Source organism: Actinomadura sp. NPDC048955 (assembly GCF_040649435.1).
GTDB classification, from domain to species: Bacteria; Actinomycetota; Actinomycetes; order Streptosporangiales; family Streptosporangiaceae; genus Spirillospora; species Spirillospora luteofluorescens.
Map to the genome: position 1 here is coordinate 1 of NZ_JBEZJI010000025.1, position 25,108 is coordinate 25,108.

The 25,108-nt window shown below is 74.2% G+C and carries 26 protein-coding genes; 15 read left to right on the forward strand and 11 right to left on the reverse strand.

Features of this window, described 5'->3' with window-relative positions:
• Positions 1-85: 85 nt before the first annotated feature.
• From AB0C84_RS23260 to AB0C84_RS23270, 3 genes are all read right to left on the reverse strand, one after another.
• Positions 86-2,656: an FtsX-like permease family protein gene (locus tag AB0C84_RS23260; protein WP_361069830.1), complete on the reverse strand. Its 2,571-nt coding sequence runs from the start codon at positions 2,654-2,656 to the stop codon at positions 86-88.
• 5 nt (positions 2,657-2,661) lie between these two features.
• Complete coding sequence (locus tag AB0C84_RS23265; protein ID WP_361069833.1) at positions 2,662-3,426, reverse strand: ABC transporter ATP-binding protein; 765 nt, start codon at positions 3,424-3,426, stop codon at positions 2,662-2,664.
• A 102-nt stretch (positions 3,427-3,528) separates the two neighbouring features.
• Entirely contained in the window at positions 3,529-4,314 is a 786-nt protein-coding gene (locus AB0C84_RS23270) for an enoyl-CoA hydratase-related protein (protein ID WP_361069836.1), read from the reverse strand.
• A 315-nt stretch (positions 4,315-4,629) separates the two neighbouring features.
• Between AB0C84_RS23270 and AB0C84_RS23275 the strand changes: the two genes are divergently transcribed.
• Both AB0C84_RS23275 and AB0C84_RS23280 read left to right on the forward strand, forming a co-directional pair.
• Positions 4,630-4,797, forward strand: coding sequence for a DUF3117 domain-containing protein (locus AB0C84_RS23275; RefSeq protein ID WP_083980698.1), 168 nt, complete (start codon positions 4,630-4,632; stop codon positions 4,795-4,797).
• 99 nt (positions 4,798-4,896) lie between these two features.
• A complete protein-coding gene (locus AB0C84_RS23280) occupies positions 4,897-6,366 on the forward strand; it encodes a leucyl aminopeptidase (RefSeq protein WP_361069839.1) in 1,470 nt (489 codons plus the stop codon).
• Positions 6,367-6,381: 15 nt separating this feature from the next.
• Here the strand turns inward: AB0C84_RS23280 and AB0C84_RS23285 are convergent, their stop codons facing one another.
• The gene (locus tag AB0C84_RS23285; protein WP_361069842.1) at positions 6,382-7,002 is read right to left on the reverse strand and encodes a hypothetical protein; all 621 of its coding nucleotides are present in this window, start codon (positions 7,000-7,002) and stop codon (positions 6,382-6,384) included.
• Positions 6,995-7,597 carry an O-methyltransferase gene (locus tag AB0C84_RS23290; protein WP_179849325.1) on the reverse strand — a complete coding sequence of 201 codons (603 nt, stop codon included), beginning with the start codon at positions 7,595-7,597 and terminating at the stop codon, positions 6,995-6,997. The genes AB0C84_RS23285 and AB0C84_RS23290 overlap by 8 nt, the downstream gene beginning before the upstream one ends.
• A gap of 226 nt (positions 7,598-7,823) precedes the next feature.
• On the opposite strand from AB0C84_RS23290, the gene sigE reads away from it, so the two are divergent.
• The 5 genes from sigE to AB0C84_RS23315 all read left to right on the forward strand — a co-directional run bounded on the left by sigE (position 7,824) and on the right by AB0C84_RS23315 (position 12,776).
• A complete protein-coding gene (gene sigE / locus AB0C84_RS23295; RefSeq protein WP_361069846.1) occupies positions 7,824-8,558 on the forward strand; it encodes an RNA polymerase sigma factor SigE in 735 nt (244 codons plus the stop codon).
• Between the two features lie 62 nt (positions 8,559-8,620).
• Positions 8,621-9,268 carry a zf-HC2 domain-containing protein gene (locus AB0C84_RS23300; protein ID WP_361069849.1) on the forward strand — a complete coding sequence of 216 codons (648 nt, stop codon included), beginning with the start codon at positions 8,621-8,623 and terminating at the stop codon, positions 9,266-9,268.
• Positions 9,265-10,383, forward strand: a complete 1,119-nt coding sequence (locus AB0C84_RS23305) for a sigma-E factor regulatory protein RseB domain-containing protein (RefSeq protein ID WP_361069852.1) — start codon at positions 9,265-9,267, stop codon at positions 10,381-10,383. Before AB0C84_RS23300 ends, AB0C84_RS23305 begins: the two co-directional genes overlap by 4 nt.
• A 102-nt stretch (positions 10,384-10,485) precedes the next feature.
• Positions 10,486-12,294 carry a trypsin-like peptidase domain-containing protein gene (locus tag AB0C84_RS23310; protein ID WP_361069855.1) on the forward strand — a complete coding sequence of 603 codons (1,809 nt, stop codon included), beginning with the start codon at positions 10,486-10,488 and terminating at the stop codon, positions 12,292-12,294.
• 131 nt (positions 12,295-12,425) lie between these two features.
• On the forward strand, positions 12,426-12,776 hold the full coding sequence (locus AB0C84_RS23315; protein ID WP_258941387.1) for a sec-independent translocase: 351 nt from the start codon (positions 12,426-12,428) through the stop codon (positions 12,774-12,776).
• 98 nt (positions 12,777-12,874) lie between these two features.
• Here the strand turns inward: AB0C84_RS23315 and AB0C84_RS23320 are convergent, their stop codons facing one another.
• Complete coding sequence (locus tag AB0C84_RS23320) at positions 12,875-14,014, reverse strand: Mrp/NBP35 family ATP-binding protein (protein WP_361069859.1); 1,140 nt, start codon at positions 14,012-14,014, stop codon at positions 12,875-12,877.
• A gap of 133 nt (positions 14,015-14,147) precedes the next feature.
• On the opposite strand from AB0C84_RS23320, the gene AB0C84_RS23325 reads away from it, so the two are divergent.
• Positions 14,148-14,600: a MarR family transcriptional regulator gene (locus AB0C84_RS23325; RefSeq protein WP_258941389.1), complete on the forward strand. Its 453-nt coding sequence runs from the start codon at positions 14,148-14,150 to the stop codon at positions 14,598-14,600.
• Here AB0C84_RS23325 and AB0C84_RS23330 read toward each other — a convergent pair.
• A complete protein-coding gene (locus AB0C84_RS23330) occupies positions 14,597-15,100 on the reverse strand; it encodes a DUF1003 domain-containing protein (protein WP_179843723.1) in 504 nt (167 codons plus the stop codon). The genes AB0C84_RS23325 and AB0C84_RS23330 overlap by 4 nt on opposite strands.
• A complete protein-coding gene (locus AB0C84_RS23335; RefSeq protein ID WP_361069863.1) occupies positions 15,097-16,395 on the reverse strand; it encodes a CBS domain-containing protein in 1,299 nt (432 codons plus the stop codon). Before AB0C84_RS23335 ends, AB0C84_RS23330 begins: the two co-directional genes overlap by 4 nt.
• A 106-nt stretch (positions 16,396-16,501) precedes the next feature.
• On the opposite strand from AB0C84_RS23335, the gene AB0C84_RS23340 reads away from it, so the two are divergent.
• Complete coding sequence (locus AB0C84_RS23340; RefSeq protein WP_258941391.1) at positions 16,502-17,401, forward strand: RNA polymerase sigma-70 factor; 900 nt, start codon at positions 16,502-16,504, stop codon at positions 17,399-17,401.
• Positions 17,402-17,420: 19 nt separating this feature from the next.
• Here AB0C84_RS23340 and AB0C84_RS23345 read toward each other — a convergent pair whose 3' ends face one another.
• Positions 17,421-17,921, reverse strand: a complete 501-nt coding sequence (locus AB0C84_RS23345; protein WP_179843720.1) for a hypothetical protein — start codon at positions 17,919-17,921, stop codon at positions 17,421-17,423.
• A 39-nt stretch (positions 17,922-17,960) separates the two neighbouring features.
• On the opposite strand from AB0C84_RS23345, the gene AB0C84_RS23350 reads away from it, so the two are divergent.
• A complete protein-coding gene (locus AB0C84_RS23350; RefSeq protein ID WP_361069868.1) occupies positions 17,961-18,899 on the forward strand; it encodes a CoA ester lyase in 939 nt (312 codons plus the stop codon).
• A 359-nt stretch (positions 18,900-19,258) separates the two neighbouring features.
• A complete protein-coding gene (locus AB0C84_RS23355) occupies positions 19,259-20,368 on the forward strand; it encodes a CPBP family intramembrane glutamic endopeptidase (protein WP_361069871.1) in 1,110 nt (369 codons plus the stop codon).
• Here AB0C84_RS23355 and AB0C84_RS23360 read toward each other — a convergent pair.
• On the reverse strand, positions 20,363-20,749 hold the full coding sequence (locus AB0C84_RS23360; RefSeq protein WP_361069874.1) for an NUDIX domain-containing protein: 387 nt from the start codon (positions 20,747-20,749) through the stop codon (positions 20,363-20,365). The two genes, AB0C84_RS23355 and AB0C84_RS23360, sit on opposite strands and share 6 nt — an antisense overlap.
• Positions 20,750-20,834: 85 nt before the next feature.
• On the opposite strand from AB0C84_RS23360, the gene AB0C84_RS23365 reads away from it, so the two are divergent.
• From AB0C84_RS23365 to AB0C84_RS23380, 4 genes are all read left to right on the forward strand, one after another.
• Positions 20,835-21,482, forward strand: a complete 648-nt coding sequence (locus AB0C84_RS23365) for a DUF6758 family protein (RefSeq protein WP_258941395.1) — start codon at positions 20,835-20,837, stop codon at positions 21,480-21,482.
• A 27-nt stretch (positions 21,483-21,509) separates the two neighbouring features.
• The gene (locus tag AB0C84_RS23370) at positions 21,510-22,376 is read left to right on the forward strand and encodes a PHP domain-containing protein (protein WP_361069877.1); all 867 of its coding nucleotides are present in this window, start codon (positions 21,510-21,512) and stop codon (positions 22,374-22,376) included.
• 10 nt (positions 22,377-22,386) lie between these two features.
• Positions 22,387-23,094: an MBL fold metallo-hydrolase gene (locus AB0C84_RS23375; RefSeq protein WP_179843713.1), complete on the forward strand. Its 708-nt coding sequence runs from the start codon at positions 22,387-22,389 to the stop codon at positions 23,092-23,094.
• An 85-nt stretch (positions 23,095-23,179) separates the two neighbouring features.
• Entirely contained in the window at positions 23,180-24,073 is an 894-nt protein-coding gene (locus tag AB0C84_RS23380) for a PD-(D/E)XK nuclease family protein (protein ID WP_361069881.1), read from the forward strand.
• 58 nt (positions 24,074-24,131) lie between these two features.
• Here the strand turns inward: AB0C84_RS23380 and AB0C84_RS23385 are convergent, their stop codons facing one another.
• On the reverse strand, positions 24,132-25,040 hold the full coding sequence (locus tag AB0C84_RS23385) for an oxygenase MpaB family protein (protein WP_361069884.1): 909 nt from the start codon (positions 25,038-25,040) through the stop codon (positions 24,132-24,134).
• Positions 25,041-25,108 lie beyond the last annotated feature (68 nt).

Below are 25,108 nucleotides of genomic sequence, written 5' to 3' on the forward strand. Positions count from 1 at the left end.
AACTGATCGCGCAGCGAGCCGCAAGGCGAGCCGGAGCGATGCCAGCGATCGCAGCGTCTCCTGCGGGGTGAGGGCCCCCGGGCCCTCACCCCGCAGGAGACGCAATAGACACAGCCCTTCGGGCGGGGAGGGCCGAGACGGCGAAGGTGACGGCGGCGGCGCCGGTGATCACTGCGGGGAACAGCCACCAGGGGGCGTTGGGGGCGAGGTACGAGCTGCCTGTGGCGACGTGCAGGAGGAACGCGGTGCCCAGGGCCGTGCCGAGGCCGAGGAGGGTGCCGAGCAGGACGACCGTCGCGGCCTCCCAGCGGACGATCGAGCGGATCTGGGCGGTCGTGGCGCCGACGGCGCCGAGCAGGCCGAACTCGCGGGTCCGTTCGGCGACGCTCATCGACACGGTGGTCGCCATGCCGAAGAGGGCGAGGACGAGCGCCATGCCGATGAACCCGTAGATGACGCTCATGCCCTTGGTCATCGCGTCGGCGGCCGCCTTGACGTAGCCGGCCCTGTCGAGGACCTTCAGGCCCGGCGCGTCCGCGAACGCGCGGGACAGGGCCTGCTCGGTGCCGCCGCGGACGAGCACCACCTGGGCGGCCGCGGTGGGGTCGAGCCGGTCCATCGTCGCGTCCGAGACCAGGGCCTGGTCGGCGAACAGGTGGGACGGGTCATGGTAGGCGGCGGCGACGGTGAGCGCGATCCTGCCGCGGGCGCCGCGCACCACGATCCGCTGCCCCTTCTTGATCCGCTGGCCTTTCATGACCGTGGACGTGAGGGCGATCTGGCCGTCACCGAGGCGCGGGAGGCGGCCGCCGAGCTTCAGCACCGACGGCAGCGCGTTCTGGTCGGCGCCCGTGACGGCGAGGTAGAAGGGCTCGGGGGCCTCCTCGGGCGAGGGCCGCCTGGGCGGGGGAGAGACGAGCTTGACCTCCGACATCGTGAGCGCCGCCGCGGCGGACACGCCGGGCACGGCGGCGGCCTTCCGCGCCGCGTCGCGGGGGAGGGGCGCCTGCCCGTCCGAGGTCATCCCGGTCGCCGTGACCGCGTGGTCGGCCCGCATCACCTCACGGCCGGCCTCGTTGAACCGCGCGCCCACCGACAGGACGATCAGCGCCGTGGAGGCGACCAGCGCGACGCCGAGCATGAGGGACGAGGCCGCCGACGACACGCGGCGGGGGCTGCGGGTGATGGTGGCGCGGGCGAGGCGTCCGGCCTCGCCGCTGACGGCCATGCCGGCGCGGCCGACGAGGCCGCCGAGGGGGCCGACGAAGAACGGGGCGAGGACGTCGAGCGCCGCCACGGTGGTCATGCAGCCCATGAGGGTCATCACGCTGGTGCCGGCGGTGCGTTCGGGGCCGGGCGGCTCCTCGTAGCGGATCCCGAAGACGCCCCCGAAGAAGATCCAGGCGCAGGCGAACACCGCCAGGGCGCCGAGGAGGCGCGGCCAGCGGCGGCCCGCCGTCTCGGTGCTCGCGTCCCGCAGCGCCTGCATCGGGGAGATCTTCGCGGCGCGCTTGGCGGCGCGCCGGGCCGCGAGCTGGGTGACGAGCACGCCGGCCGCGGCGGGCACCGCGAGCGCGATCCAGCCGTACTGCGCGTCGGCGGCGGAGATGTCGAAGCCGTCGTTGGCGAACAGGTGGGTGAGCAGGGCCGACACCGGGTAGCCGAGCGCCACGCCGCCGGCGGAGGCGACGGCGCCGAGGGCGAGGGCCTCGAACCGGATCAGCCGCCTGATCTGCCGGGGGGTCGCGCCGATGGCGCTGAGCAGCGCCAGCCGCCGGGTCCGCTGCCGCACGAGGGTGCCGAAGGTGTTGGCGACGACGAACAGCCCCACGAACACCGCGACGGACGAGAGCATGCCGATGGCGCCGCCAATCGACGCCCCGGCGCCCTGGAGGTCGGCGGACTGCGCGCGGCGCACCTGCGCCGCCGTCCGGACGGTGACGTCCTTCCCGAGGTCGCGCGCCAGTGCGGCGCGGAGCGCCGACGCCGATCCGCCCGACGCCTTGACCCAGACGCTCTGCCACGTCCCCGCCGGGAGGCCCGCCGCCTGCGCGACGGTGCCGGGGGGCGCCAGCAGCAGGTCGCCGCTCGCGACGGCGCTGTGCCCCTGCACGGTGACGACGCCGACGATCCTCATGTCGCGGCTCTGCCGTGGCAGCAGCACCTTCAGCGTGTCGCCGACGCCGAGCCCGCCCGCGCGGGCGACGTGCCGGGTGACGGCGACCTCGCCGTCGGCGGCGGGCGCGCGGCCCGACTCCAGGCGGTAGGGGTTGAGGCGGCCGTCGGACGTCCACGGCCGCAGGGACGTGCCCGCCCCGGCGGGCGGCAGGATCGGCTTGCCGTCGGCGCCGCTCGCGGTCACCGGGACCGTCGCGTCGCCCGCGACCGCCGCGACGCCGGGACGTCCGGCCACGGCGGCCGCCGCGACCCGGCCGTCCGGCGGCGAGTACGGGTCGTCGGGGTCGGCCGAGCCGCCCTGGACGAGCACGTCGGCGCGGGAGTACTCGCTGGCGTCGCTGCCCGACACCGCCTCCTGCGCCCGCAGCGTGAACTGCAGGGCGCCCGCGATCAGTCCGATGGAGAACACCGCCGCCAGCAGCGTGGCGGCCAGCCGCGTCCAGCTTTCGGCGAAGGAGCGGCGCGCGATCAGCCACATGCCGGTCAGCCCTCCATCCGGCGCATCACGGCGTGGACGCCGTCGATCGTCGGCGCGGGCAGCTCGTGCACGATCATCCCGTCGGCGAGGAAGAGCACCCGGTCGGAGTGCGCGGCGGCCGCCGGATCGTGCGTCACCATGATCACCGTCTGCCGGTAGGCGTCCACCGCGGTGCGCAGGAAGCCCAGCACCTCGGCGCCCGACCGGGAGTCGAGGTTGCCGGTGGGCTCGTCGGCGAACAGCACCTCCGGCCGGGTCAGCAGCGCCCGCGCCACCGCGACCCGCTGCTGCTGCCCGCCCGACAGCTCGCCCGGCCGGTGCGTCAGCCGCTCCCGCAGCCCGAGCGCGTCCACGATCGTGTCGAACCACTCCCGGTCGGCGCGCCGGTTCCCGAGGCGCCCGGTCAGCCGGATGTTCTCCTCCGCCGTCAGCATCGGCAGGAGGTTGAACGACTGGAACACGAACCCGAGCCGGTCGCGGCGCAGCTTCGTCAGCCGGGTCCGCGAGAGCCGGGTGATGTCCACGTCCCCGATCGTGATCGAGCCGGACGTCACGGTGTCGAGCCCCGCCATGCAGTGCAGGAACGTCGACTTGCCCGAGCCGGACGGCCCCATGATCGCGGTGAACCGGCCCCGGGGGAAGGCCGCCGAGACGCCGCGCAGGGCGGTCACCTCGTTCTCACCCGCCCCGTAGGACCTGACGACGTCGCGGGCGACGGCGACATGGTCGTGGACCTGCCCGGCGAAGAATGCGGCGGCTGTCTGCGTCATGCCGTCCAGCAAACCGCCGGGCGCCCACCTCCCGCATTGGCGCGGCCTCCCCGGTTCATGCGGGGGAAGCCCCCACCCCCACCCCAGGGAGAGCCCGAGGGACTACCGGCCTTCGAACGTCGGCTGCTGCTTCTTGAGGAACGCCTCGGTCGCGTTGCGGTGGTCGCTCGTCTTCTCGCACTCGTCCTGGAGTTCCGCCTCGCGTTCGAGCGCGGACGCCAGGTCGTGCGTCGACGCGTGGTCGAGCGCCGCCTTGACCGCGCCGTAGGAGACCGTGGGGCCGGACGCGAGGCGGCGTGCCAGCTCCACCGACGCCGGGGCCAGCTCGTCGGCCGGGACGACCCGCGTCACCAGCCCCATCTCCAGGGCCTCCGGGGCCTTCACCGGCTCGCCCAGCAGCAGCAGTTCGGCGGCCTTGGCGCGGCCGACGAGGCGCTGCAGCGTCCACGACATGCCGCTGTCGGGGGCGAGGCCGATCCCGGTGAACGCGGTCGCGAACCGGGCCTTGTCGGACGCGACGATCAGGTCGCACGCGAACGCCAGGGACGCGCCCGCGCCCGCCGCCACGCCGTTCACGGCCGCCACGACCGGCTTCCGCATGCCCGCGATCGCCAGGACGATCGGGTTGTAGTGCTTGCGGACGGTGTCGTCCAGGCCGCGGCCCGCGGCGAGGTTGTCGCCGTGCTCGCGCAGGTCCTGGCCCGCGCAGAACGCCCGTCCCGCGCCCGTCAGGATCACCGCGCGGACGGCCGGGTCGGCGGCGGCCCGCACCACCGTCGCGCGCAGCGCCTCCTTCATCTCGACGGTCAGCGAGTTCATCCCGTCGGGACGGTTGAGTGTGATCGTGGCCACTGCGTCGGTCACGTCGTAAAGCACGGTTTCCGGCATCGTCGTCCTCTCGGTCCTGGGTAGATCTTCCCAGGCCACCTTCGACGAACACCCGCGCCCCGGCAAGGGCGGTCCCGCCCGCCGCGGCGGTCCGCGGCCGTGCGGAGCGGGCGGCGCGCCCCCGCCGATCGGGACGCCCGGCACGGCCCGCGACCTGCGTCCCGGGGCCCCGGCTGCCGATCTGGAGGCTGATCGTTACCACTTCGCGCCCGGAAGACGAGATAATGGACCACTACAGATGACGCGGATGCGACACGCGGCCACGCGGCCAGAGGTGTGCGAGGCCGCGGCCCTACTTAGGAAGGGGATGCACGCATGGCGGCGATGAAGCCGCGGACGGGAGACGGTCCGCTCGAAGTGACCAAGGAGGGACGCGGAATCGTCATGCGGGTCCCCCTCGAAGGCGGCGGCCGCCTCGTGGTCGAGCTCTCCGCCGACGAGGCCAAGGAGCTCGGCGAGGCCCTCAAGGACGTCGTGGGCTGACGGCCCCGGCGAACTCGGCCTACTGGTGACGGTCCCGGCGACGACGCCGGGGCCCTTGCCATTTCCGTGACCATCCAGCGATCAGGGGGAACCACCGCCATGCCCATCGAGACCCGCATCCACGGCGCCGGCGGCACCGTGTCGCAGACCGCGGTCGACCTCGGGGCCGAGGTGGTGGCCGTGCCCGTCCGGTCGGGGCCCGCCGCCCCGGCGGCGGAGGTGGCGGCCTCCCTCCCCTTCACGCTGGACGAGCTGCTCGCGCTTCACCAGGCCAAGGGCGAGCCCGGCGAGATCGTTGCCACGCAGGTCCGCGTCGGCGACCGGGTGCGGGAACTCCTGCTCTACGGCGTGGGCGAGGCGGCCCCCGGCGACCTGCGCAGGGCCGGCGCCGCGCTGGCCCGCCGCGGCAGGGGGCGCACGGCGCTCGTCGCGGGCGTCCCGGGCGGCGACCTCGCCGCCTTCGTCGAGGGCGCGCTGCTGGCCTCCTACGAGTTCAGGATCGGCGCCGCCCCGCCGAAGAAGGCGCTCGGCACCCTCGCCGTGCTGACCGAGGCCGGCCCCGAGTCCGACGCCCCCGCGATCGAGCTCGGCACCGCGCGGGCCCGGGCCACCGCCCTCGCCCGCGACCTCGCCAACACCCCGTCCGGCGAGAAGGACCCGTCCTGGCTCGCCGCGCAGGCCGAGCGCGTCGCCGGCGAGTCCGGCCTCGGCGTCCGCGTGTGGGGCGAGAAGGAGCTGGTGGAGGAGGGGTTCGGCGGCCTGCTCGCCGTCGGCGGCGGTTCGGCCCGCCCGCCCCGGCTGATCGAGCTCTCCTATGACCCGGGGGACGCCGGGGGGTCCTCCCCGCGCCATGTCGTCCTGGTCGGCAAGGGCATCACGTTCGACAGCGGCGGCCTGTCGCTGAAGCCCAACGAGGGCATGAAGGCGATGAAGACCGACATGGCGGGCGGCGGCGTCGTCATCGCCGTGATGAGCGCGCTGCGGGCCCTCGGCGTCCGCGCCCGCGTCACCGGCCTGGTCGCCGCGGCGGAGAACATGCCGTCCGGGTCGTCGATGCGTCCCGGCGACGTGATCACCCACTACGGCGGGACGACGTCGGAGGTGCTGAACACCGACGCCGAGGGGCGGCTCGTCCTCGCCGACGCGCTCGCCTACGCCGACGCCCGGCTCGACCCCGACGCGGTGGTCGACGTCGCCACGCTGACCGGCGCCGCCAAGGTCGCGCTCGGCCTGAAGCACGCGGCCCTGTTCGCGAGCGACGACGCCCTCGCCGGGGAGCTCACCCGGGCCGGGACGGCCGCCGGCGAGCCCGTGTGGCGGCTCCCGCTCGTGGAGGACTACCGCGCCGCGATCGACTCCGACGTCGCCGACATCAACAACATCGGGCGCGGCGGCTACGGCGGCGGCTCGATCACGGCGGCGCTGTTCCTGCGCGAGTTCACGGGCGACCGGCCCTGGGCGCACCTCGACATCGCCGGGCCCGGCCGCTCCACCTCCGAGGACGGCGAGATCACCCGCGGCGCCACCGGTTACGGCGCCCGCCTCCTGCTGGACTGGCTGACGGCCTGACCGGGCCCCGGCCGGTCACTTGTTCCGGCGGTCGATCACCGGGACGCGGCGGCGGCGCCTGGCCTGCTTGACGATCTCCGGGAGCGTCGCGTCCCAGCCCGGCTCGACCGCGAAGCACCACGGGACGGCCGCCGCCGTGGCGGGCACGTCCCGCATCGTGAGCGCCACCAGCGGCGCCCGCTCGGAGGTGCGGGCCATCTCCGCCAGCTCCGGGGTCGGCAGGAAGACCAGGTAGTCCTGCTCGCCGCGGCGGGTGCCGCCGACGCCGCGCCGCAGCGCCGTGATCGCGGCGACCTCGTCCCAGGGCAGCGTCCGCCCGGAGCGGCGCGGCAGCGGCCAGCGCGCGGGGCGCCGCACGCCGCCGCCGTCGAACTCCAGGACGGGGCGCCGCGACAGCATCGGCCCGGCCGACACCAGCAGGCCCGCCCCGAAGAGGCCGAGCCCGGCGACCCCGAGCACCATGACCGCGACGCTGCCGGCGCCCGCGCCGCGCATCACCCCGCCCGCGACGAACGCCGTCGACGCCAGGAAGAGGATCACGAACGCGGCCAGCCGCCACACCCCGCGCCACGTGACCCGCACCCGGACCGCGAAGGCCTCCCCGGCGGCCCGGTCGCGGAGGGCGTCCTCAGTCACGCCTGACGGCGCAGAGCAGGCCGTCGCCCACCGGGATCAGCAGCGGGACGAGCCGGTCGTCCTCGCGGATCATGCGGTGCACCTCGCGGATCGCCTCGGTGTCGGGGTCGCGCCGGTCGGGGTCGGCGACCCGGTCGTGCCAGAGGGCGTTGTCGAACGCGACGACGCCGCCCGGCCGCAGCAGGCGCAGCGCGTCCACCAGGTACTCGGGGTACTCCCGCTTCGCCGCGTCGCAGAACACCATGTCGTAGGCGCCGTCGGTGAGGCGCGGCAGCACCTCCAGCGCCGGGCCGATGATCATCCGGGTGCGGAAGCCGGACAGGCCCGCCTCCCGGTAGGCCTGCTTGGCCAGCCGCTGGTGCTCCGGCTCGATGTCGACGCTGGTCAGCACCGCGTCCTTCGGCATGCCGCGCATCAGGTAGACGCCGGACACGCCGCAGCCCGAGCCGACCTCCACGACCGTCCGCGCGCCGATCAGGGTGGCGACGAAGCGCAGCGCCGCGCCCCCGGCGGGGCCGATCGGCACCGCGCCGACCTCCTGGCCGCGGCGCCGGGCGTTCTGGAGCGGCTCGTCCTCGGGGAGGAAATCCTCCACATAGGCCCGGGTGGCCTCAATGGCGTCGATGGCTGCCTCCTCTTGGGACCCCCGCACGGCTCATGCTGGAAAGACCATATCGCTGCAGGGGAACCAACTGGCGTTTCAGTGCGTTGTTACCAACACAGGCAAGCACCGAGTCGGTATCAGAACCGCCCCAGCCCAGGCGAGACCGTGCCGTTCCAAGGCGAGACCTTGGCTCACGAGAGAGGAACAGCCCGGCACCATGGGAGTAGCAGCACTCAGTTTCAGAAGCGCTGTTGGGGTCGGCGCCAGGCAGGGTCTGGGAAACGCCGCTCGAACCCGGGAGAACGCACCCGAGGCAGAATGGGCGCCGCCGTCCTGGGACGAGGTCGTCCGCGAGCACTCCGCCCGCGTCTACCGGCTGGCCTACCGCCTGACCGGCAACCAGCACGACGCCGAGGACCTCACGCAGGAGGTCTTCGTCCGCGTGTTCCGTTCGCTGTCGAACTACACGCCCGGCACGTTCGAGGGCTGGCTGCACCGGATCACCACGAACCTGTTCCTCGACATGGCCCGGCGCCGTCAGCGCATCCGCTTCGAGGGACTCGCCGACGACGCCGCGGAACGCCTCCAGGGCCGCGAGCCGACCCCGGCGCAGGCGTTCGACGACAACAACTTCGACGCCGACGTCCAGGCCGCGCTCGACGCGCTGGCCCCCGACTACCGCGCCGCCGTCGTGCTGTGCGACATCGAGGGGCTGTCCTACGAGGAGATCTCCGCGACCCTCGGCGTCAAGCTCGGCACCGTCCGCAGCCGCATCCACCGGGGGCGGGCACAGCTGCGTTCGGCGCTGGAGCACCGTGCGCCCACCCGGCGCCGGCCGGGGACGCGAAACGACTACCAGGTCGCCGTCGCCGGCGGTGAGGCCGCCTTCGAGGGCGAGCCCGGAGGCGCGCACGCGGCGGGCGGTATCCGGCCGCTGCCGGAGGGCGTGTAAAGCTGTGCACCGCGCGCGGGGCGGGACCGCGCGCCTGACCGAACGGAATCGACGGAGGCGGCGTGAGTTGTCTGGGGGAGCGTCTGACCGCGCTGGTCGACGGTGAGCTGGGGGACGAGGAGCGCGAGCGCGCCCTCGCCCATCTCGCGGGATGCGCCGGCTGCCGGGAAGAGGCCGACCAGCTGCGCAAGCTCAAGGGACGGCTGCGGGGCCTGTCGGAGCTGCCGGCGACCGACGGCACCGACGACCTTCCGTCCCCCGACTTCCTGAGCCGGCTGCGCACCCTGCCCGACCTGTCCGGCCGTCCCGACGCGGCCGAGGCCCCCGGCGCGCCCGTTCCCGGCGCCTCGCCGAAGACGGTGGTTCCGCACGCGGGTCACCGCTCACACCGGCCGCACCGGCCGCTTCGATCATCGGCCCGTCCCGTCAGGCCGCCGCACGCCGTCCGCCCGCGCGACAACCGCCCGGCCGGGCACGCCGCCGCGATGCGCGTCCAGCCCCGGCGCCGCTACCTCGTGGTCGGCGCCGCCACCCTGTTCCTCAGCCTCGGCACCGCCTCCTACGTGGCGGGCGGACGCCAGGACACCCCCGCCGTGACGCCCGCCTTCGACCGGTTCGCCGTCGAGCACGCGCTCACGTCCGGCGACGCGCCGATGACCGATCCGCTCACCGACCCGGTCAACCAGGTCCAGGTCTCTCCAGGGCCGTGAGGCGGCCGGCCCCGGCGGGGCGGTGCCGGCGCAGCGCCGTCCTGGCCGGCGGGCTCGCGGGCGCCCTCGCGCTCGCCGGGACGCTCACCGGCGACCCCGCCCCCGTGCGCCGCGCCCGCACCGACCCGGGCGCCCTCGGCCTGCTGCGCGCCGCCGCCGACGCCGCCCGCCGCGTCCCCTACGAGGGCCGCCGGTTCCTCACCACCGGGGGCGGCGGCCGTGCCGCCACCGCGCGCGTCCTCGTGTCGCACACGCCGGGCGCGGGCGTCCGGTACCGGTCCGGGCTCACCGGTGAGGGGTACCGGCCCGAGTCGTCCGCCGGGGACACCACCGGCTTCACGCCCGCGACGCTGGCGCTGCTGACCCGCAACTACGCGGTGGTGCGCGCCGCGGACGCGTCGATCTGCGGCCGCGCCGCACGCGTCGTCGAGGCGCGCCGCGCCGACGGCAGCCCCGCCGGGCGCTTCTGGATCGACCGGGACACCGGGCTGATGCTGCACCGCGAGCTGATCGACGCCACCGGCCGTCCCGTGATCACCACCGGTTTCACCGAGATCAGCTTCACCGTCTCGCCGGTCGAGCCGTCCCCCCTCGCCCGCCCGCTCGGCGGGCCGTCCCGCTTCCCCGGGGCGAGCGCGGGCAGCCCCGTCGAGAACAGCGGGGCCCGTGCCGCCGCGAGCGCGTGGGGCGAGAAGCTGGACCGCGCCGCCCTCGCCGGGCTGCGCGGCGGCGGCTGGCCCGTCCCGAAGGACCTGCCGGGCCGGCTCACCCTCTACGAGGCCCGCCGCGAGAACGGCGGCGGCGCCCTGCATCTCAGCTACTCCGACGGCCTCGCCGCCGTCTCGGTGTTCGTGCAGCGCGGCGACCTCGACGCGCGCGGCATGGCGGGCTGGCAGAAGACCGCCCGCCGGGGCAGGACGGTGTACCGCCGCGAGTCCCTGAGGCGCTGGGCGGTGTCCGGGGGGAACGGCTACGTCTACACCGTCGTGACGGACGCCCCGCAGAGCACGGCCACGGCGGTGGCGCTGAACATGCCGCGCGACTCCGCGCCGTTCTGGGCGCGGCTCTCCCGCGGTGCCCGCCGCCTGGTCTCGGCGGTGAATCCGTTCGATTAACCCGAGATATGGGTATTGGCGGCGAGTCTTATGCTCGCCACATGCCCCGCGGGGCAGCATGAGCACCGATAACGAGGACCATGCTCGGTAGGAGAGATGGGGATGACGGAAGACAACCGCGGCCCGGTGAGGGCGCCGTCGGAGGACGACGACGTCGTCCCCGGGCAGGAGCCTGAGCGGCAGGAGGCGGCGGCTCCTCCCGAGACGGTGACCGACCAGGGGATCCCCGTGGAGCAGCCGGCGGACGAGGCCGACGACCCCGAGCCCGGATCCGCCCGCGCCGAGGACGGCGCCGGGACCGGCCCCGCGAGCGGCGACGGGCGCGACGCCGGCGAGGAGGGCGACCGCCTGGTCGCCGGGGGGTTCGCGCCGCCGGACTCGCTCGGCGGACCGCCCGACACCAGCGAGGACGTGCTCTCCCAGGCCGCCGCGGACATGCCGCAGGAGGTGCCGCTGCAGGACGTGCCGCCGCGCGACATGCCGCAGCCGCCGCCGCCCGTCCCGCTCGACAAGGCGCCCGTGGAGGCGCCCGACGACCGGATGCGGCCCGGGTTCGTCCCGCACAACCAGGACCCGAGGGCAGCGCAGGGCGGCCCGTACGGAGGCTGGCCGCAGCAGTCCCACCAGGGGCCGCCGCCGCCCGCCCACGGCCGCCCGCCGATGGGCCCGCCGCCCGCGCCGCCCGGCCCGCCGCCGCCCGGCGGCCCGGGCCCCCGCCCGATGGCGGGCTACGGGATGCCGCCCGGCGGCACCGGGCCGAACTGGGCGCCGGTGCCGGCGCCCCCGTCCTCCTCGCGCGGCGGGCCGGGCCTCGGGCTCCTCGCCGTCGTCGCGCTGATCGTCGCGCTGGTGGCCGGTGCCGTCGGCGCCGGGATCGGTGTGATCGCGACGGGCGGGGACGACGACAACGGCCCGGTGAGCCTCGGCGGCAGCAACAGCAACGACACCAAGGTGCAGAGCCGTCCCCCGGACTCGGTCGCGGGCGTCGCGCAGCGGGTGCTCCCGAGCGTCGTGATGATCCGGGTGCAGTCGTCGCAGGGCGAGATCGGCGGCACCGGTTTCATCGTCAACGGCGGCTACGTCATCACCAACAACCACGTCGCCTCCGGCGGCGGCGGTGGCGGCGGCCAGATCCAGATCGTCTTCAACGACAAGAAGACGCTGCCCGCCACGATCAAGGGCGCCGACCCGAGCTCGGACGTCGCCGTGCTGAAGCCCGAGGGCCAGCACTCGCTGCCCCCGCTGCCGGTCGGCGACTCCAGCGCCATCGCCGTCGGCGACCCGGTGATCGCGATCGGCTCGCCGCTCGGCCTGCAGGGCTCGGTCACCACCGGCATCGTCAGCTCGCTGAACCGGGCCGTGCCCACGCGGGGCGAGGGCGGCGGCGGCGACGCGTCCTACCTCAACGCCATCCAGACCGACGCCGCGATCAACCCGGGCAACTCGGGCGGACCGCTGGTGGACGCGAAGGGCCGCGTGATCGGCATCAACACCGCGATCGCGACGCTCGGCGGCCAGTCGCTCGGCGGGGAGCAGCAGAGCGGCAGCATCGGCCTCGGCTTCGCGATCCCGATCAACCAGGGCAAGCGGATCGCCGAGGAGATCATCCGGACCGGCACCGTCAAGCAGGCCAAGCTCGGCGTGCTGCCCGACCCCCGCTACCAGGAGGGCGGCGCCCGGATCATGCCGCAGCCGGTCAACGGGCAGGACCCGGTGACCAAGGGCGGCCCGGCCGACAAGGCTGGCCTCAAGCCCGGCGACGTGATCACCAAAGTCGACGACAAGCCGATCGAGGACGCCACCGACCTGATCGCCCAGATCCGCAGCCGGGCGCCGGGCGACCGCGTCACCCTCACCTACCAGCGCGGCGGCAAGGAGGCCACCGCCCAGGTGACCCTGAGCTCCGACTAGGGCGCTGATGTTCAAGTCCGGTTCATCCGGGCTGGGGATACGCTGGGGGGACCGGCCCGTCTCTGGGCCGGTCCCCTTCGGGATGTGTGGGGTCGGCCGCGCGAGCGGCCGGCCGTGTGTTGGAGGACGGGTTGTTCGACGTCGGACTCGGTGAGATGGCGGTGCTCGTCGTCCTCGCCCTGGTCATCTTCGGCGACAAGCTGCCGCAGGTCGCCGGGCAGGCCGGCCGGATGCTGCGGCAGTTCCGCGAGATGGCCAACAGCGCCAAGGCCGACCTCCAGGAAGGTCTCGGCCCCGAGTTCAAGGACTTCGACCTCAACGACCTCAACCCGAAGACGTTCGTCCGCAAGCACCTGTTCGAGGACGACGAGACCTACCTGAAGAACGACTCGGGCATCTTCGACGACGAGCCCTCGTACGCGACGTCGTCCGCGGGTCTCGACCCGAGCGAGAAGCCGCCCTTCGACAACGAGGCGACCTGACCCCTCGCCCTGTGCCGCGGCGCCCGTCAAAGCCGCGGCGCGCCCACGGGCCCGAGCCGGCGTGACACCCGCCCGGGGAGGCCCCGGGCGGGCGGTGGTCAGCGGCCCTTGGGGCTGATGCCGAGGGACATCCCGGCGAGGCCGCGGCTGCGGCCGGCGAGCTTGTCGGCGATCGTGCGCAGTTCCTTGGCGGCCCCGGCGTCGGGGTCGGAGAGCACCAGCGGGACGCCGTTGTCGCCGCCCTCGCGCAGGCGCGGGTCGATCTGCACCTGGCCGAGCATCGGGACACGCGTCCCGAGCGTCTTCGTCAGCGCGTCCGCGACCGTCTGGCCGCCGCCCTCGCCGAAGATGTGCTGCTGCTCACCGCAGTGCGCGCAGGCCAGGTAGGACATGTTCTCGATCACGCCGACGACCTGCTGGTGGGTCTGCGCGGCGATCGCGCCCGCCCGCTCGGCCACCTCGGCGGCGGCCTGCTGCGGGGTGGTGACGACGAGGATCTCCGCGGACGGCAGCAGCTGCGCGACGGAGATCGCGATGTCGCCGGTGCCGGGCGGCAGGTCCATCAGCAGGATGTCGAGGTCGCCCCAGTACACGTCCGCGAGGAACTGCTGGAGCGCGCGGTGCAGCATCGGCCCCCGCCACACGACCGGCTGGTTCCCGGCGGTGAACATGCCGACCGAGATCACCTTCACGTCGTGCGCGGTCGGCGGCATGATCATGTCTTCGACCTTGGTGGGCGGGGTGTCCACGCCCAGCATCCGCGGCACCGAGTGGCCGTAGATGTCGGCGTCCACGACCCCGACCTTGCGGCCCTGGGCGGCCAGCGCGGCGGCGAGGTTCACCGTCACCGACGACTTGCCGACGCCGCCCTTGCCGCTCGCCACCGCGTACACCTTGGTCAGCGAGTTCGGCTGGGCGAACGGGATCTCCTTGGCGGGCTGCCCGCCGCGCAGCTTGGTCTGCAGGTCCTTGCGCTGCTCCTCGCTCATCACGTCGAGGTCGACGCGCACCGAGGACACGCCGTCAAGCTCGGACACGGCCTCCGTGACGTTCCTGGTGATGGTGTCCTTCATCGGACACCCGGCCACGGTCAGGTAGACGCCGACGCGGACGGCGCCGTCCGCGTCGATGTCGATGCTCTTGACCATGTCGAGCTCGGTGATGGGCTTGCGGATCTCGGGATCGAGCACCGTGGCGAGAGCCGCGTTCACCCGCTCGGTCGTCAGAAGGGAGGCCATGCGTCCATGGTATGAACCCGACGCGCCAACCTGCTAATCAGGGTGTCCGTCCTCACACGCGGCGTACACGCGGACGTGCACGCGAACGCGCGCGTCCATCGCACGGGCGGCCCGCCCGGCCTACCATCGGTCCGTGACCACCGACCTCGCCTCGGCCTCCGCCGAGCTGATCGTGTGGCGGACGATGCTGCGCGCCCAGGCGCAGATCTCCCGCCGGCTGCAGGCCGACCTGCTGGCCCGCCACGACCTCGCGCTCGGCTCCTACGAGGTGCTCGTGCACCTCGGCGAGGCGCCGCACGGGCGGCTGCGGATGAACGACCTGGCCGACCGCGTGCTGCTGTCGCGCAGCGGCCTGACGCGGCTGGTCGACCGGCTGGAGCGCGACGGGCTGGTGGCCAGGCAGTCCTGCCCGAGCGACGCGCGCGGGCTGTTCGCCGTCCTGACCGCGCGGGGCCGGGCCCGGCTCACCGAGGCCGCCCCCACCTACCGGCAGGGCGTCCGCGACCACATCCTCAGCCGGCTGGACGAGCCCGACCTGCGCGCCCTCGGCCACATCCTGGACAAGCTCGCCGACGAGGGGGCCTAAGGGACGGGCTTCTTGGCGTCCATCTCCCTGAGCATCTGCTGGAGCTCCGAGCGCACGAAGTCGCGGGTGGCGACCTCGCTCAGCGCGACCCGCAGCCCCGCGATCTCGCGGGTGAGGTACTCGGTGTCGGCCATGCTGCGCTCGTTGCGCGACCGGTCCTGCTCGTACTGGACGCGGTCCCGGTCGTCCTGCCGGTTCTGGGCCAGCAGGATCAGCGGCGCCGCGTACGACGCCTGCAGCGACAGCATCAGCGTCAGGAAGATGAACGGGTACGGGTCGAACCGGAGCGACACCGGAGCCGTCACGTTCCACACGAGCCACACCGAGACGAACACGGTCATGTAGACGATGAAGCGGGCCGTCCCCAGGAAGCGCGCGATCTGCTCCGACACCCGCCCGAACGACTCTGGGTCGTAGTAGAGGCGGCGCGGCAGAAGCGTCCGGCGCAGCTCCCTCGGCTGGTCCAGGCGCGCGGTGATCTCGCGTGTCGTGGTCGTCATGTCGTCCCCCGCAGAGCCTCTTCCTCGGGATCGGCGGGTTCCTCGGCGACCGCGTCCATCGCGGCCTCCCGCCAGTCCTCGGGCAGCAGATGGTCGAGGACGTCGTCGATCGTCACCGAGCCCAGCAAGTGCCCGTTCTCGTCCACGACCGCGCCCGCGACCAGGTTGTAGGTGGCCAGGAACATCGCGACCGCCTCCAGCGACATGGTGGGGCGCAGCGGGTCCAGTTCGGCGTCGACGATCCCGCTGACCAGTGTGGGCGGCGGTTCGCGCAGCAGCTTCTGGAAGTGCACCGTGCCGAGGTAGCGGCCGGTCGGCGTCATCGCCGGCGGCCGGCACACGTAGACCTGCGCGGCCAGCGCCGGGTTCAGGTCGGGGCGGCGGATCAGCGCGAGCGCCTCGGCCACCGTCGCGTCCGGCGGGACGATCACCGGGTCGGTCGTCATCAGCCCGCCCGCCGAGTGGTCGGGGTAGGTGAGCAGCCGCCGGACGGGGGCCGCGTCGCGCGGCTCCATCAGCGTCAGCAGCTGCTCGCGCTGCTCGGTCGGCAGCTCGCCGAGCAGGTCCGCGGCGTCGTCGGGGCCCATCGCCTCCAGGACGTCGGCGGCGCGGTCCACGCCGAGCTTGCCGAGGATCTCGATCTGGTCGTCCTCGGGCAGCTCCTCCAGGACGTCGGCGAGGCGCTCGTCGTCCAGCGCGACCGCGACCTCGGTGCGCCGCTTCTCCGGCAGCTCGTGCACGATGTTGGCGAGGTCGGCGGGCTTCATCCGCTCGAACGCGGCGATCAGCCCGGCCGCACCCTGCCCGAGCTCGACGGCGGAGAACCCCTCCACGGCGTCCCAGTCCACGATCCGGCTCTCGCCGCGCTTGCGCAGGCCCCGGCCCGTGGTGCGGCGGACGGCGACCTTGGTGACGAGCCAGTCGCGGGTGCGGGTCGGCTCCATCGCCACGTCCACGACGGAGACGGCGTCGCCGGTGTCGCGGAACCGGACGGTCCGGTCCAGCAGCTCGGCGATCACCAGCGTCTCGGACTCGCGCTTCTGGAAGCGGCGCACGTTCAGCCGCCCGTCGAAGACGACCGCGTCCGCCTCGATCACCGTGACGCGGGTGATCGGCAGGAACACCGTGTGGCGCGAGGCGACCTCCACGACCAGCCCGAGCACCCGCGGGGCGCGCGGCGCGAGGCGCAGCGCGACCACGACGTCGCGGACCCGGCCGACCTGGTCTCCGACCGGGTCGAACACCGCGACGCCCGCGAGCCGGGCCAGGAACACCCGTGACGGAGCACCGCTCATGGCCTGGACACTACCCGTGATCTCCCGGCTGATCCGGACGGGTATGTCACATCCGGCCGTCACCCGGAGTCTGGGGGGCGAAAGGGACGTGAAAGGGTGAGGGACCGTGAGCGACGCCTTCGCAGAGCCTTTCGAGCAGCACCGCAACCTGCTGTTCGCGGTGGCCTACCGGATGCTCGGCACGGCGGCCGACGCCGAGGACGCCGTCCAGGACGCCTGGCTGCGCTGGTCGGCCGGAGACCGGTCCGGCGTGGCCGACCCCAAGGCCTACCTCGTCCGGATCACTACCAACGTCGCGCTCGACCGGCTGCGCTCGGCGCAGGCCCGGCGCGAGACCTACGTCGGGCCGTGGCTGCCCGAACCGATGCTGACCTCCCCGGACGTCGCCGAGGACGCCGAGATGTCGGAGTCGGTGTCGATGGCGATGCTCGTCGTCCTGGAGACGCTGAGCCCCCTCGAACGGGCCGTGTTCGTGCTGAAGGAGGTCTTCGGCTACCCCTTCGCCGAGATCGCCGACGCGCTGGACCGCTCCGAGGCGTCGGTCCGCCAGCTCGGCACCCGCGCCCGCAAGCACGTGCAGGCGCGGCGGCCACGCTTCGAGGCGGGCGGCGCCGAGCGGCGCGCCGCCACCGAGCGGTTCTTCGAGGCGGTTCTCGGCGGCGACCTCAACCGGCTCCTGGAGGTCCTCGCGCCCGACGTCGCGCTGTGGTCCGACGGCGGCGGCAAGGTCCGGGCGCCGCGCCGGGCGGTCTTCGGCGCGGAGAAGATCGCGCGCTTCCTCGCCGCCATCGAGGGCCAGCCCTACGAGGGCGTCGATCCGGCCGACATGCGCTTCCGGCGCGTCGACCTCAACGGCGTTCCGGCCCTGGTCGTGGACGGCCCGAACGGGCCGATCAGCACGGTCAGCGCCGACGTGGACGCGGACGGCCGGGTCACGGCCATCCACCTGGTGGCCAACCCGGACAAGCTGCGCGCCCTCGCGGAGGGGCGCCGCCTGACGCCGTGAGGCCCCGCCGGAAGGCGGGCTAGCGGTCGGCGTGGCGGCGCTTGCCGCCGTACAGGCGCGGGGGCGCGCCGGCGGTCGTCGCGGGCGTCGGCACCGGCCGGACGGTCGCGTACTCCCCGCTCGCCTCGACGACCTCGTCGGCCGGGGTGAGCCGGACGATCCACGACTCCTCGGCCCACGTCTCCACCTGGCCCTCGTGGGTCCGGGCGTTCAGGCGCTCCTTGGCGAGGACGGGCGCCACCTCGTCCCACAGCGGCGAGCCCGGCTCGACCCGCTCGACCTCGGCGCCGAAGGTCAGGAGCCGCCCGCCCTTGTCCTTGCTGCGCAGGATCACCGTCACCCGCGCGGCCTCCGGCAGGCCCGGGAGCGGCTGCTCGCCCTCCCCGCCGGTCAGCACGTACGCCGACCCGTCGTGCCACACGTGCCAGGCGGCGCGCGGCTGGGGCAGGCCGGGCAGGTCCAGCCACAGCAGCCCCGACTTCTTGGCCGCCTCCTCCAGCAGTGCCCTGTTCAGACCCATGCCACGAGGGTCTCACACCGCTGGATAGCATCCGGGGCCATGCGCTCACGACGTACCACCCTCGCGGTTCCGGGCAGCAATCCCCGCTTCATCGAGAAGGCGCAGGGGCTGCCCGCCGACGAGATCTTCCTCGACCTGGAGGACGCCGTCGCGCCGTCGGCGAAGGAGGGCGCCCGCGCGACCGTGGTCGCCGCGCTCAACGACGGCGACTGGACCGGCAGGACGCGGGTGGTGCGCGTCAACGACCTGGACACCCACTGGGCCTACCGGGACGTGATCGAGGTCGTCGAGGGCGCGGGCGCCAACCTCGACGCGGTCATGCTGCCGAAGGTGTCGGACGCCTCCCACGTCCAGTGGCTCGACCGGCTGCTCACCCAGATCGAGCGGGCGACGGGCCTGCCCGCCGGCCGCATCGGCATCGAGGCGCAGATCGAGGACGCCCGCGGCATGGTCAACGTCGACGCGATCGCCGCGTCCTCGCCCCGGCTGGAGGCCCTCGTCCTCGGGCCCGGCGACCTCATGGCGTCGATCAACATGAAGACCCTCGTCGTCGGCGAGCAGCCGCCCGGCTACACCGAGGGCGACGCCTACCACTACATCCTCATGCGGATCCTGATGGCCGCCCGCGCCCACGACCTCCAGGCGATCGACGGTCCCTACTTCAACGTCCGCGACGTGGAGGCCTTCACCCGGGTCGCCGAGCGCTCCGCCGCCCTCGGCTTCGACGGCAAGTGGGTGCTGCACCCGTCCCAGATCGAGGCGGGCAACGCCGTGTTCTCGCCGTCCCAGGACGACTACGACCACGCCGAGCTGATCCTGGACGCCTACGAGCACTCGCTCGGCGAGGGCCGCGGCGCCGCCCGCCTGGGCGACGAGATGATCGACGAGGCGTCCCGCAAGATGGCGCTCGTGATCGCCGCCAAGGGCCGCGCCGCGGGGATGGCCCGGACGAAGCGCTTCGATCCGTCCGGGAACTGAACGCCCCGTACGATTCGTCCCACGTAAACGAGATCGACCAGGAGGGCCCACACGTGGCAGGACCAGGGGACGGCGACGGCTGGGCGCCCCTAGACCCCGAGCTGGGACGCGAGCCGCAGCGCGAGTCGCAGCCGTCCGGTCCTCGGCCGATGCCGGAGGGCGAGCCTCCGGCGCCCGCCGCCTGGCCCCCGGAACCGGCCCGGCCGCCCCATGACACCGGGCGGCCTCACGGCGCCCAGCAGCCCTTTGGCGCCCAGCAGCCTTACGGGCCTCAACAGCCTTACGGCGCTCAACTCCCTTACGGTCCGGGTCAGCCGTACGGTCCCGGCCAGCCGTACGGGCAGGGGTACACGCCCGGGATGCCGTACTGGGACGGGGCGCCGGCGCAGCCGCCGGGCGCGCACCACCCGGGCCCCTACGGCCCCGGGTACGGGATCCAGGCGGTGAAGCGGCCCTGGACCGTGGCGACGCCCAAGGCGGCCCCGTTCCACCGGCTGGCGCGCAACGAGGTGCACCGGTGGTGGCGCCCGCTGGCGGGGACCTTCGGGATCGCCGCCGTCGGGTTGGGGCTGGCCATCGGGCTGATGATCGTGGGCGTCATCGTCCGGGTGGTGGTCACGGGCGAGGCCCCCGACACCTCCGGGACGGACACCGACGCGATCTTCGGCGACCAGACGGCCGACCTGGCGTACAACCTCGGGGCCCTGGCGCTGTTCCTGCCGGTCGTGCTGGCCGCGGCGTGGGTCGTCCAGCGGCGGCGGCCGGGCACGCTGTCCTCGGTCGCGGGGCGGCTGCGCTGGCGCTGGCTCCTCGCCTGCTCGGGCCTGGCGATCCTGTTCTGCGCCGTGTCCTTCGGGACGTCGCTGGCCGCCTCGGCCGCGATCGACGACCAGTCGGGCGGCGACGAGCACTGGGTCGGGTGGGGACGGTTCATCGCCCCGGCCATCGTCATCATCCTGCTGGTGCCGCTCCAGTCGGCGGCGGAGGAGTACGCGTTCCGCGGCTGGATGCTCCAGGCCGTGGGCGCGTGCACCCTGGAGAACGTCAGGAACCGCGTCGGGCGCGTCCTCAGCGCCGTGTTCCGCACGCCGTGGCCGGGGATCGTCGTGGGCTCGGCGCTGTTCACCGCCGGGCACGGCTACACGGGCTGGGGGATCCTCGACATCTTCGCGTTCGGCGCGATCGCGGCATGGCTCGCGGTGCGGACGGGCGGGCTGGAGTCCGGCATCGCCCTGCACGTGTTCAACAACCTGACGGCGTTCCTCGGGCCCGCGGCGATCGGCGAGCTCGACATCGAGCAGGGGAGCGTCCCCTGGCAGGTCGTCGCGGCGGACGTCGTCCCGATGCTGCTGTACGCGGCCGCCGTCGTGTGGCTGGCCCGGCGGATGCGGGTCCGGACCGTCACGGCGGGCCCCGGCGACGGCGACACGCCGGTCACGGCGGCCACGGAGCCGGTGCACGCCTCATAGGAGGCCCCAGTCGGTGAGAGCGTCGAGGAGGCCGGGCGTGATCGGGAGGGCGCCGAGATCGCCGGGGGCCGCCCAGCGGACGTCGGAGGCGTCGTCGCCCGCGCGGAGCGTCCCGCCGGCCACGGTCGCCGTGTAGTCGTGGATCTCGTAGACGACGCCGGGGCCGGGGCGCTCCACCGTCCCGGCCAGGGCGCCGACGAGGACGTCCAGACCGGTCTCCTCCCTCAGTTCCCGGGCGACCGCCGCCCGGTCGTCCTCGCCGGGCTCGACCCGTCCGCCCGGGATCGACCACAGGCCCTCGCCCGGCGGGTGTCCGCGCCTGACCAGCAGGAACCGCCCCTCGCCGTCCCGCACGATCCCGCCCACGCAGCGCACTCGCATGACCCCATTGTGTCGCCACTTTCCTGGGCGGCGACCCCCGCGGCCCCTTGACGGGGCGGGACGTCGCCGCGCAGGGTGGTTAAGCATGAGGGCGGAGCCCACATGCCCGCGCTGCGCGGGCCCTCTGAGCGCGCCGAGCCTCTGGTCGAGCGACTGGAGCTGCGGCGTGCACGGCGCCGTACTGCCGAGGCAGCCGTCGAACCGTCCCGGTCCCGAGGGCCTGGCCGTCGCTCTGCGGGACGCGAGGGTCCCCCTCTGGACGCCCTGGCCGCTTCCGGCGGCCTGGCTCCTCACGGGCTTCGCCACCGTCGGGGACGAGCGCTCGGGCGCCCGCGCGACCGCCGCCGCGGTGTCCGGGCCGGGGCTGCTGCACGGCCCCGCCGACATGGTCCTGATCGCCGAGGAGCCGGGCATCGGCTTCGGCGCCCACTTCGCGGGGCTCGCGGGCCCCGACCCCGGCACCGCCTTCAACGGCGGCCCGCCGCACGTGCGGCTGGACGTCGGAGGCCCCGCCGCGACCTGCGGGCAGACGGTCCCGATGTGGGCGGTCGGCGACCGCCCCGACCGTGCCGCCTACGTCGGCGAGGCGATGGGGAACTGGCTGTGGGCGGTGCTGTGGCCCGCCGACGCCGGGGTGCTCATGGTGGAGCGCCTCACCCTGCTCGACCTCCGCGAGCCGGGCATGGACCTCGACCTCCCCTACGGCGCCCACAGCCCCCGTCTCGACGACTGAGCGGCGTCCCGCTGGTATGAAGGGCCCATGCGGATCGATCTGCACTGCCACAGCGACGCCTCCGACGGGACCCGGCCGCCGGCGGAGGTCGTCCGGCGGGCGCGCGAGAACGGCGTGGACGTCGTCGCGCTGACCGACCACGACACCGTCGCCGGCTGGGACGAGGCCGCCGCGTCCCTCCCGGACGGCCTGGCGCTCGTCCCCGGCATCGAGCTGTCGTGCAAGGAGGACGGCCGGAGCCTGCACATGCTCGGCTACCTGTTCGACCCGGCGGAGCCGGTGCTGGCCGCCGAGCTGGCCAGGATCCGCGACGACCGGGTGGTCCGGGCGCGCGGCATGGTGGAGCGGCTCCGCGAGCTCGGCGCCGGCGTCACCTGGGACATGGTCGGCGCGCTGGCCAGGGGAGAGGCGGTCGGGCGGCCGCACATCGCGCGCGCGATGGTGGAGGCGGGCGTGATCGAGACGGCGGACGAGGCGTTCACGTCGCGGTGGATCGCGCAGGGCGGCCGCGCCTACGTCGAGCGGTACGCGCTCGACCCGGAGCGGGCGATCGCGCTCGTCCGCGCGGCCGGGGGAGTGTGCGTCCTGGCGCACCCGCGGGCGCGCCGCCGCGGCTACGTGTTCGGCGACGAGGTGATCGAGAGGCTCGCCGCCGCCGGGCTCGCCGGGGTCGAGACCGACCACCCCGACCACGCCGCCGAGGACCGCGCCCGCCTGCGCGGCCTGGCCGCCTCGCTGGGCCTCGCCGTGACCGGTTCCAGCGACGACCACGGGGCGTTCACCGGCGACCGGATCGGCGTCGAGACCACCGCGCCGGACGCCCTCGAGGCGCTCCGCGCGGCCGCCACCGGCGGCGATCTCCGTCTGCCCGACCGGCGCGGCGAATCGCGGTAGGGTGCGAAGCGTGGACGCGCGCATCGAACAGGTGGTGACGTCAGGGAAGCTCACCCTGGACGACACCGAGTACGACGTCGAGAACAACACCTACATCGTCGGCGACGACGACGAGGTCATCGTGATCGACCCGGCCAACGACGCCGAGGCCATCCTCAAGGAGGTCGGTGACCGCGAGGTCATGGCCGTCCTGCTGACCGACGGCAACGAGCACCGCCTCAGCGTGGTCCTCGAAGTGGCCGCGGCCGGCGAGGAGGACGAGGACGACTGGGCGCCGATCGCGCTCCACCGCGCCGACCGGCTGCTGTGGCGCGACTACTTCGGCCGCCTCGCCAAGGAGGAGGACGACGAGGACGACGCCAAGGCGCTGCGCTCCCTCGAACCCGACATCTGGCTGGAGGACGGCGGCGTCTTCGAGATCGGCGAGGCGCAGCTGGAGGTCGTGCACACCCCGGGCCACACGCCCGGCAGCGTCTGCGTGATCAGCGAGCAGCTCGGCCTGCTGTTCTCCGGCGACACCCTGCACCGCGGCCGTCCCGGCTCGGTCGGCGGCGTCTACGAGGACCTGCGCAAGCAGCTCAACTCGATCGGCGCGCTGCTGACCCCGCTGCCGAAGGACCTGCGGGTCCTGCCCGCGCAGGGCGAGGAGACCACCGTCGGCGACGAGGACGCCCGCTGGGAGAGCTGGGGCTCCATGGCGCGGGAGTCTGACGACTGACCGATGCCCGGAGCGAAGCGGAGGGCAGCGGTCAGTCCCGCTTTCGGGGGGTCTGGGGGGTCGTCCCCCCAGAGAGGACGGAGTGGTGGCTGAGCAGCTGGGCTTTGAGGGGATGCCTCAGCGGCTTTACACGTGCACGCCTTCGCGGCTGAACACGTGGCTGGACTGCCCGCGCCGGTACCGGATGACGTACCTCGACCGTCCGATGCCGCCCAAGGGGCCGCCGTGGGCGCACAACAGCGTCGGGGCGAGCGTGCACAACGCGCTGGCCGGCTGGTGGCGGCTGCCCGTCCGCGAGCGCAGCCCCGAGGCGGCCGGGAGGCTGCTGCTCCGCGGCTGGCTGACCGACGGGTTCCGGGACGAGGCGCAGTCCGCGCAGTGGCGCGAGCGGGCCCGGGAGATGACGGAGCGGTACGTCGCCGGGCTGGATCCGTCCGACGAGCCGCTCGGCGTCGAGCGCACTGTGGCGACCCGCACCGACCGGATAGCGGTGTCCGGCCGCATCGACCGGCTGGACGCGCGCGGCTCCGAGCTGGTCGTCGTGGACTACAAGACCGGGCGGCACGTGCTGACCGCCGACGACGCCCGCGGCTCGCTGGCGATGGCGATCTACGCGGTGGCGGCGTCGCGCGTCCTGCGGCGCCCGTGCCGCCGGGTCGAGCTGCACCATCTGCCGTCGGGCGAGGTCGCGGTGTGGGAGCACACCGAGGAGTCGCTGGCCCGGCACATCCGGCGCGCCGAGCAGATCGCCGCCGAGGCCGCGGCCGCCGACCAGGCCTACCGTGCGGGCGCGGGGAAGCGCGCCGGGGTGCCGAAGCCCCGTGAGGGGGAGGTCGAGCACGCCCCGTACGACGAGATGTTCCCGCCGCGTCCGGGGAACCTGTGCTCGTGGTGCGACTTCGCCCGCCATTGCCCGGAGGGCCGGGAGGCCGCACCGCGCAAGGAGCCGTGGGCGGCGCTCCCCGTCGACGCCGTCTAGGAGCCCTTGGCCGGCTCGCTTTCGAGCCTCGCCCCGCGAGCCCGACGCCGAAGCCTCCTCAAGCGGGGGTGAGAGCGCGGCGGTCGGGCCAGCGGCGCGGGTCGCGCAGGCCGTACAGGCCCTTGCTCAGGTCGTAGCCGTCGTCCGCGAGCCGCTGCCGGGAGCGGTCCAGCATGTCGCGGGTGTTCTTCGCGAACGCGTAGTCGTGGACGCGCTCGGGCACCGAGTTCATCGCGAGCCGGAACGACTTCAGCGCCGCCGTCACCGCGGGCTGCGGCACCTCCGGCAGGGCCCCGTACATCTGGCGGGCCCAGTCAGGCAGCGAGTAGTAGCAGAGCGCCCCGAACGGGAAGTAGCCGGGCTTGCCGGGGGAGAGGAACTTCAGGTTGTCCGGCAGCGTCGGCCACATGAGGAACCGGACGGTCTCCGCCGCCTCCTCGGTGACCCGCAACCGCGGCCGCATCTCGGCGAAGAACGCCTCCATCTCGGCCACGCCGCCGGGGACGTCGTCGGCGTGCAGCCCGACGAGCGTCGCCGACTTGCGCTGCTCGTACAGGTACCTGTCGGCCATCGCGTCCGTGAGCGGCAGCCCGGCCCGCCGCGCCACCTCCAGGTAGGAGTACACCTCGGCGCAGTGCACCCACAGCAGCAGTTCGGGCTGGTCGAGCCGCTCCTTCCTGCCGGTGTCGTGGTTGAGGATGCGCAGGCTCCGATGGATCTCCCGCACCCGGTAGGCGGCCTCCTCGACCTCCTCCGGGCTGCCGAAGGTGCCGAGCCCGACGAAGTCGGACGTGCGCTGGAGCCGCCCGAACGGGTCCTCGCGGAAGTTGGAGTTCTGCCAGACGCCCCACATCGCCATGGGGTGCAGCGCCTGGAGCATCAGGCTGCGCACCCCGCCGATCCACATGGACCGGTCGATGTGGACGCGCCAGGTGACGCTCTCGGGTGGCTGGACGGTCGCCGGCATGTACACCTCCATGAGACAAACTGAGGTAAGTGTGTCATTACCTCAGCCCGCCTACGACACCGCCCCCT

Coding starts and splice junctions, on each gene's coding strand:
- AB0C84_RS23260 (WP_361069830.1), bottom strand. CDS start 2,656: ATGTGGCTGATCGCGCGCCGCTCCTTCGCCGAAAGCTGGACGCGGCTG.
- AB0C84_RS23265 (WP_361069833.1), bottom strand. CDS start 3,426: ATGACGCAGACAGCCGCCGCATTCTTCGCCGGGCAGGTCCACGACCAT.
- AB0C84_RS23270 (WP_361069836.1), bottom strand. CDS start 4,314: ATGCCGGAAACCGTGCTTTACGACGTGACCGACGCAGTGGCCACGATC.
- AB0C84_RS23275 (WP_083980698.1), top strand. CDS start 4,630: ATGGCGGCGATGAAGCCGCGGACGGGAGACGGTCCGCTCGAAGTGACC.
- AB0C84_RS23280 (WP_361069839.1), top strand. CDS start 4,897: ATGCCCATCGAGACCCGCATCCACGGCGCCGGCGGCACCGTGTCGCAG.
- sigE (WP_361069846.1), top strand. CDS start 7,824: ATGGGAGTAGCAGCACTCAGTTTCAGAAGCGCTGTTGGGGTCGGCGCC.
- AB0C84_RS23310 (WP_361069855.1), top strand. CDS start 10,486: ATGACGGAAGACAACCGCGGCCCGGTGAGGGCGCCGTCGGAGGACGAC.
- AB0C84_RS23320 (WP_361069859.1), bottom strand. CDS start 14,014: ATGGCCTCCCTTCTGACGACCGAGCGGGTGAACGCGGCTCTCGCCACG.
- AB0C84_RS23330 (WP_179843723.1), bottom strand. CDS start 15,100: ATGACGACCACGACACGCGAGATCACCGCGCGCCTGGACCAGCCGAGG.
- AB0C84_RS23335 (WP_361069863.1), bottom strand. CDS start 16,395: ATGAGCGGTGCTCCGTCACGGGTGTTCCTGGCCCGGCTCGCGGGCGTC.
- AB0C84_RS23345 (WP_179843720.1), bottom strand. CDS start 17,921: ATGGGTCTGAACAGGGCACTGCTGGAGGAGGCGGCCAAGAAGTCGGGG.
- AB0C84_RS23350 (WP_361069868.1), top strand. CDS start 17,961: ATGCGCTCACGACGTACCACCCTCGCGGTTCCGGGCAGCAATCCCCGC.
- AB0C84_RS23355 (WP_361069871.1), top strand. CDS start 19,259: ATGCCGTACTGGGACGGGGCGCCGGCGCAGCCGCCGGGCGCGCACCAC.
- AB0C84_RS23360 (WP_361069874.1), bottom strand. CDS start 20,749: ATGCGAGTGCGCTGCGTGGGCGGGATCGTGCGGGACGGCGAGGGGCGG.
- AB0C84_RS23365 (WP_258941395.1), top strand. CDS start 20,835: ATGAGGGCGGAGCCCACATGCCCGCGCTGCGCGGGCCCTCTGAGCGCG.
- AB0C84_RS23370 (WP_361069877.1), top strand. CDS start 21,510: ATGCGGATCGATCTGCACTGCCACAGCGACGCCTCCGACGGGACCCGG.
- AB0C84_RS23385 (WP_361069884.1), bottom strand. CDS start 25,040: ATGCCGGCGACCGTCCAGCCACCCGAGAGCGTCACCTGGCGCGTCCAC.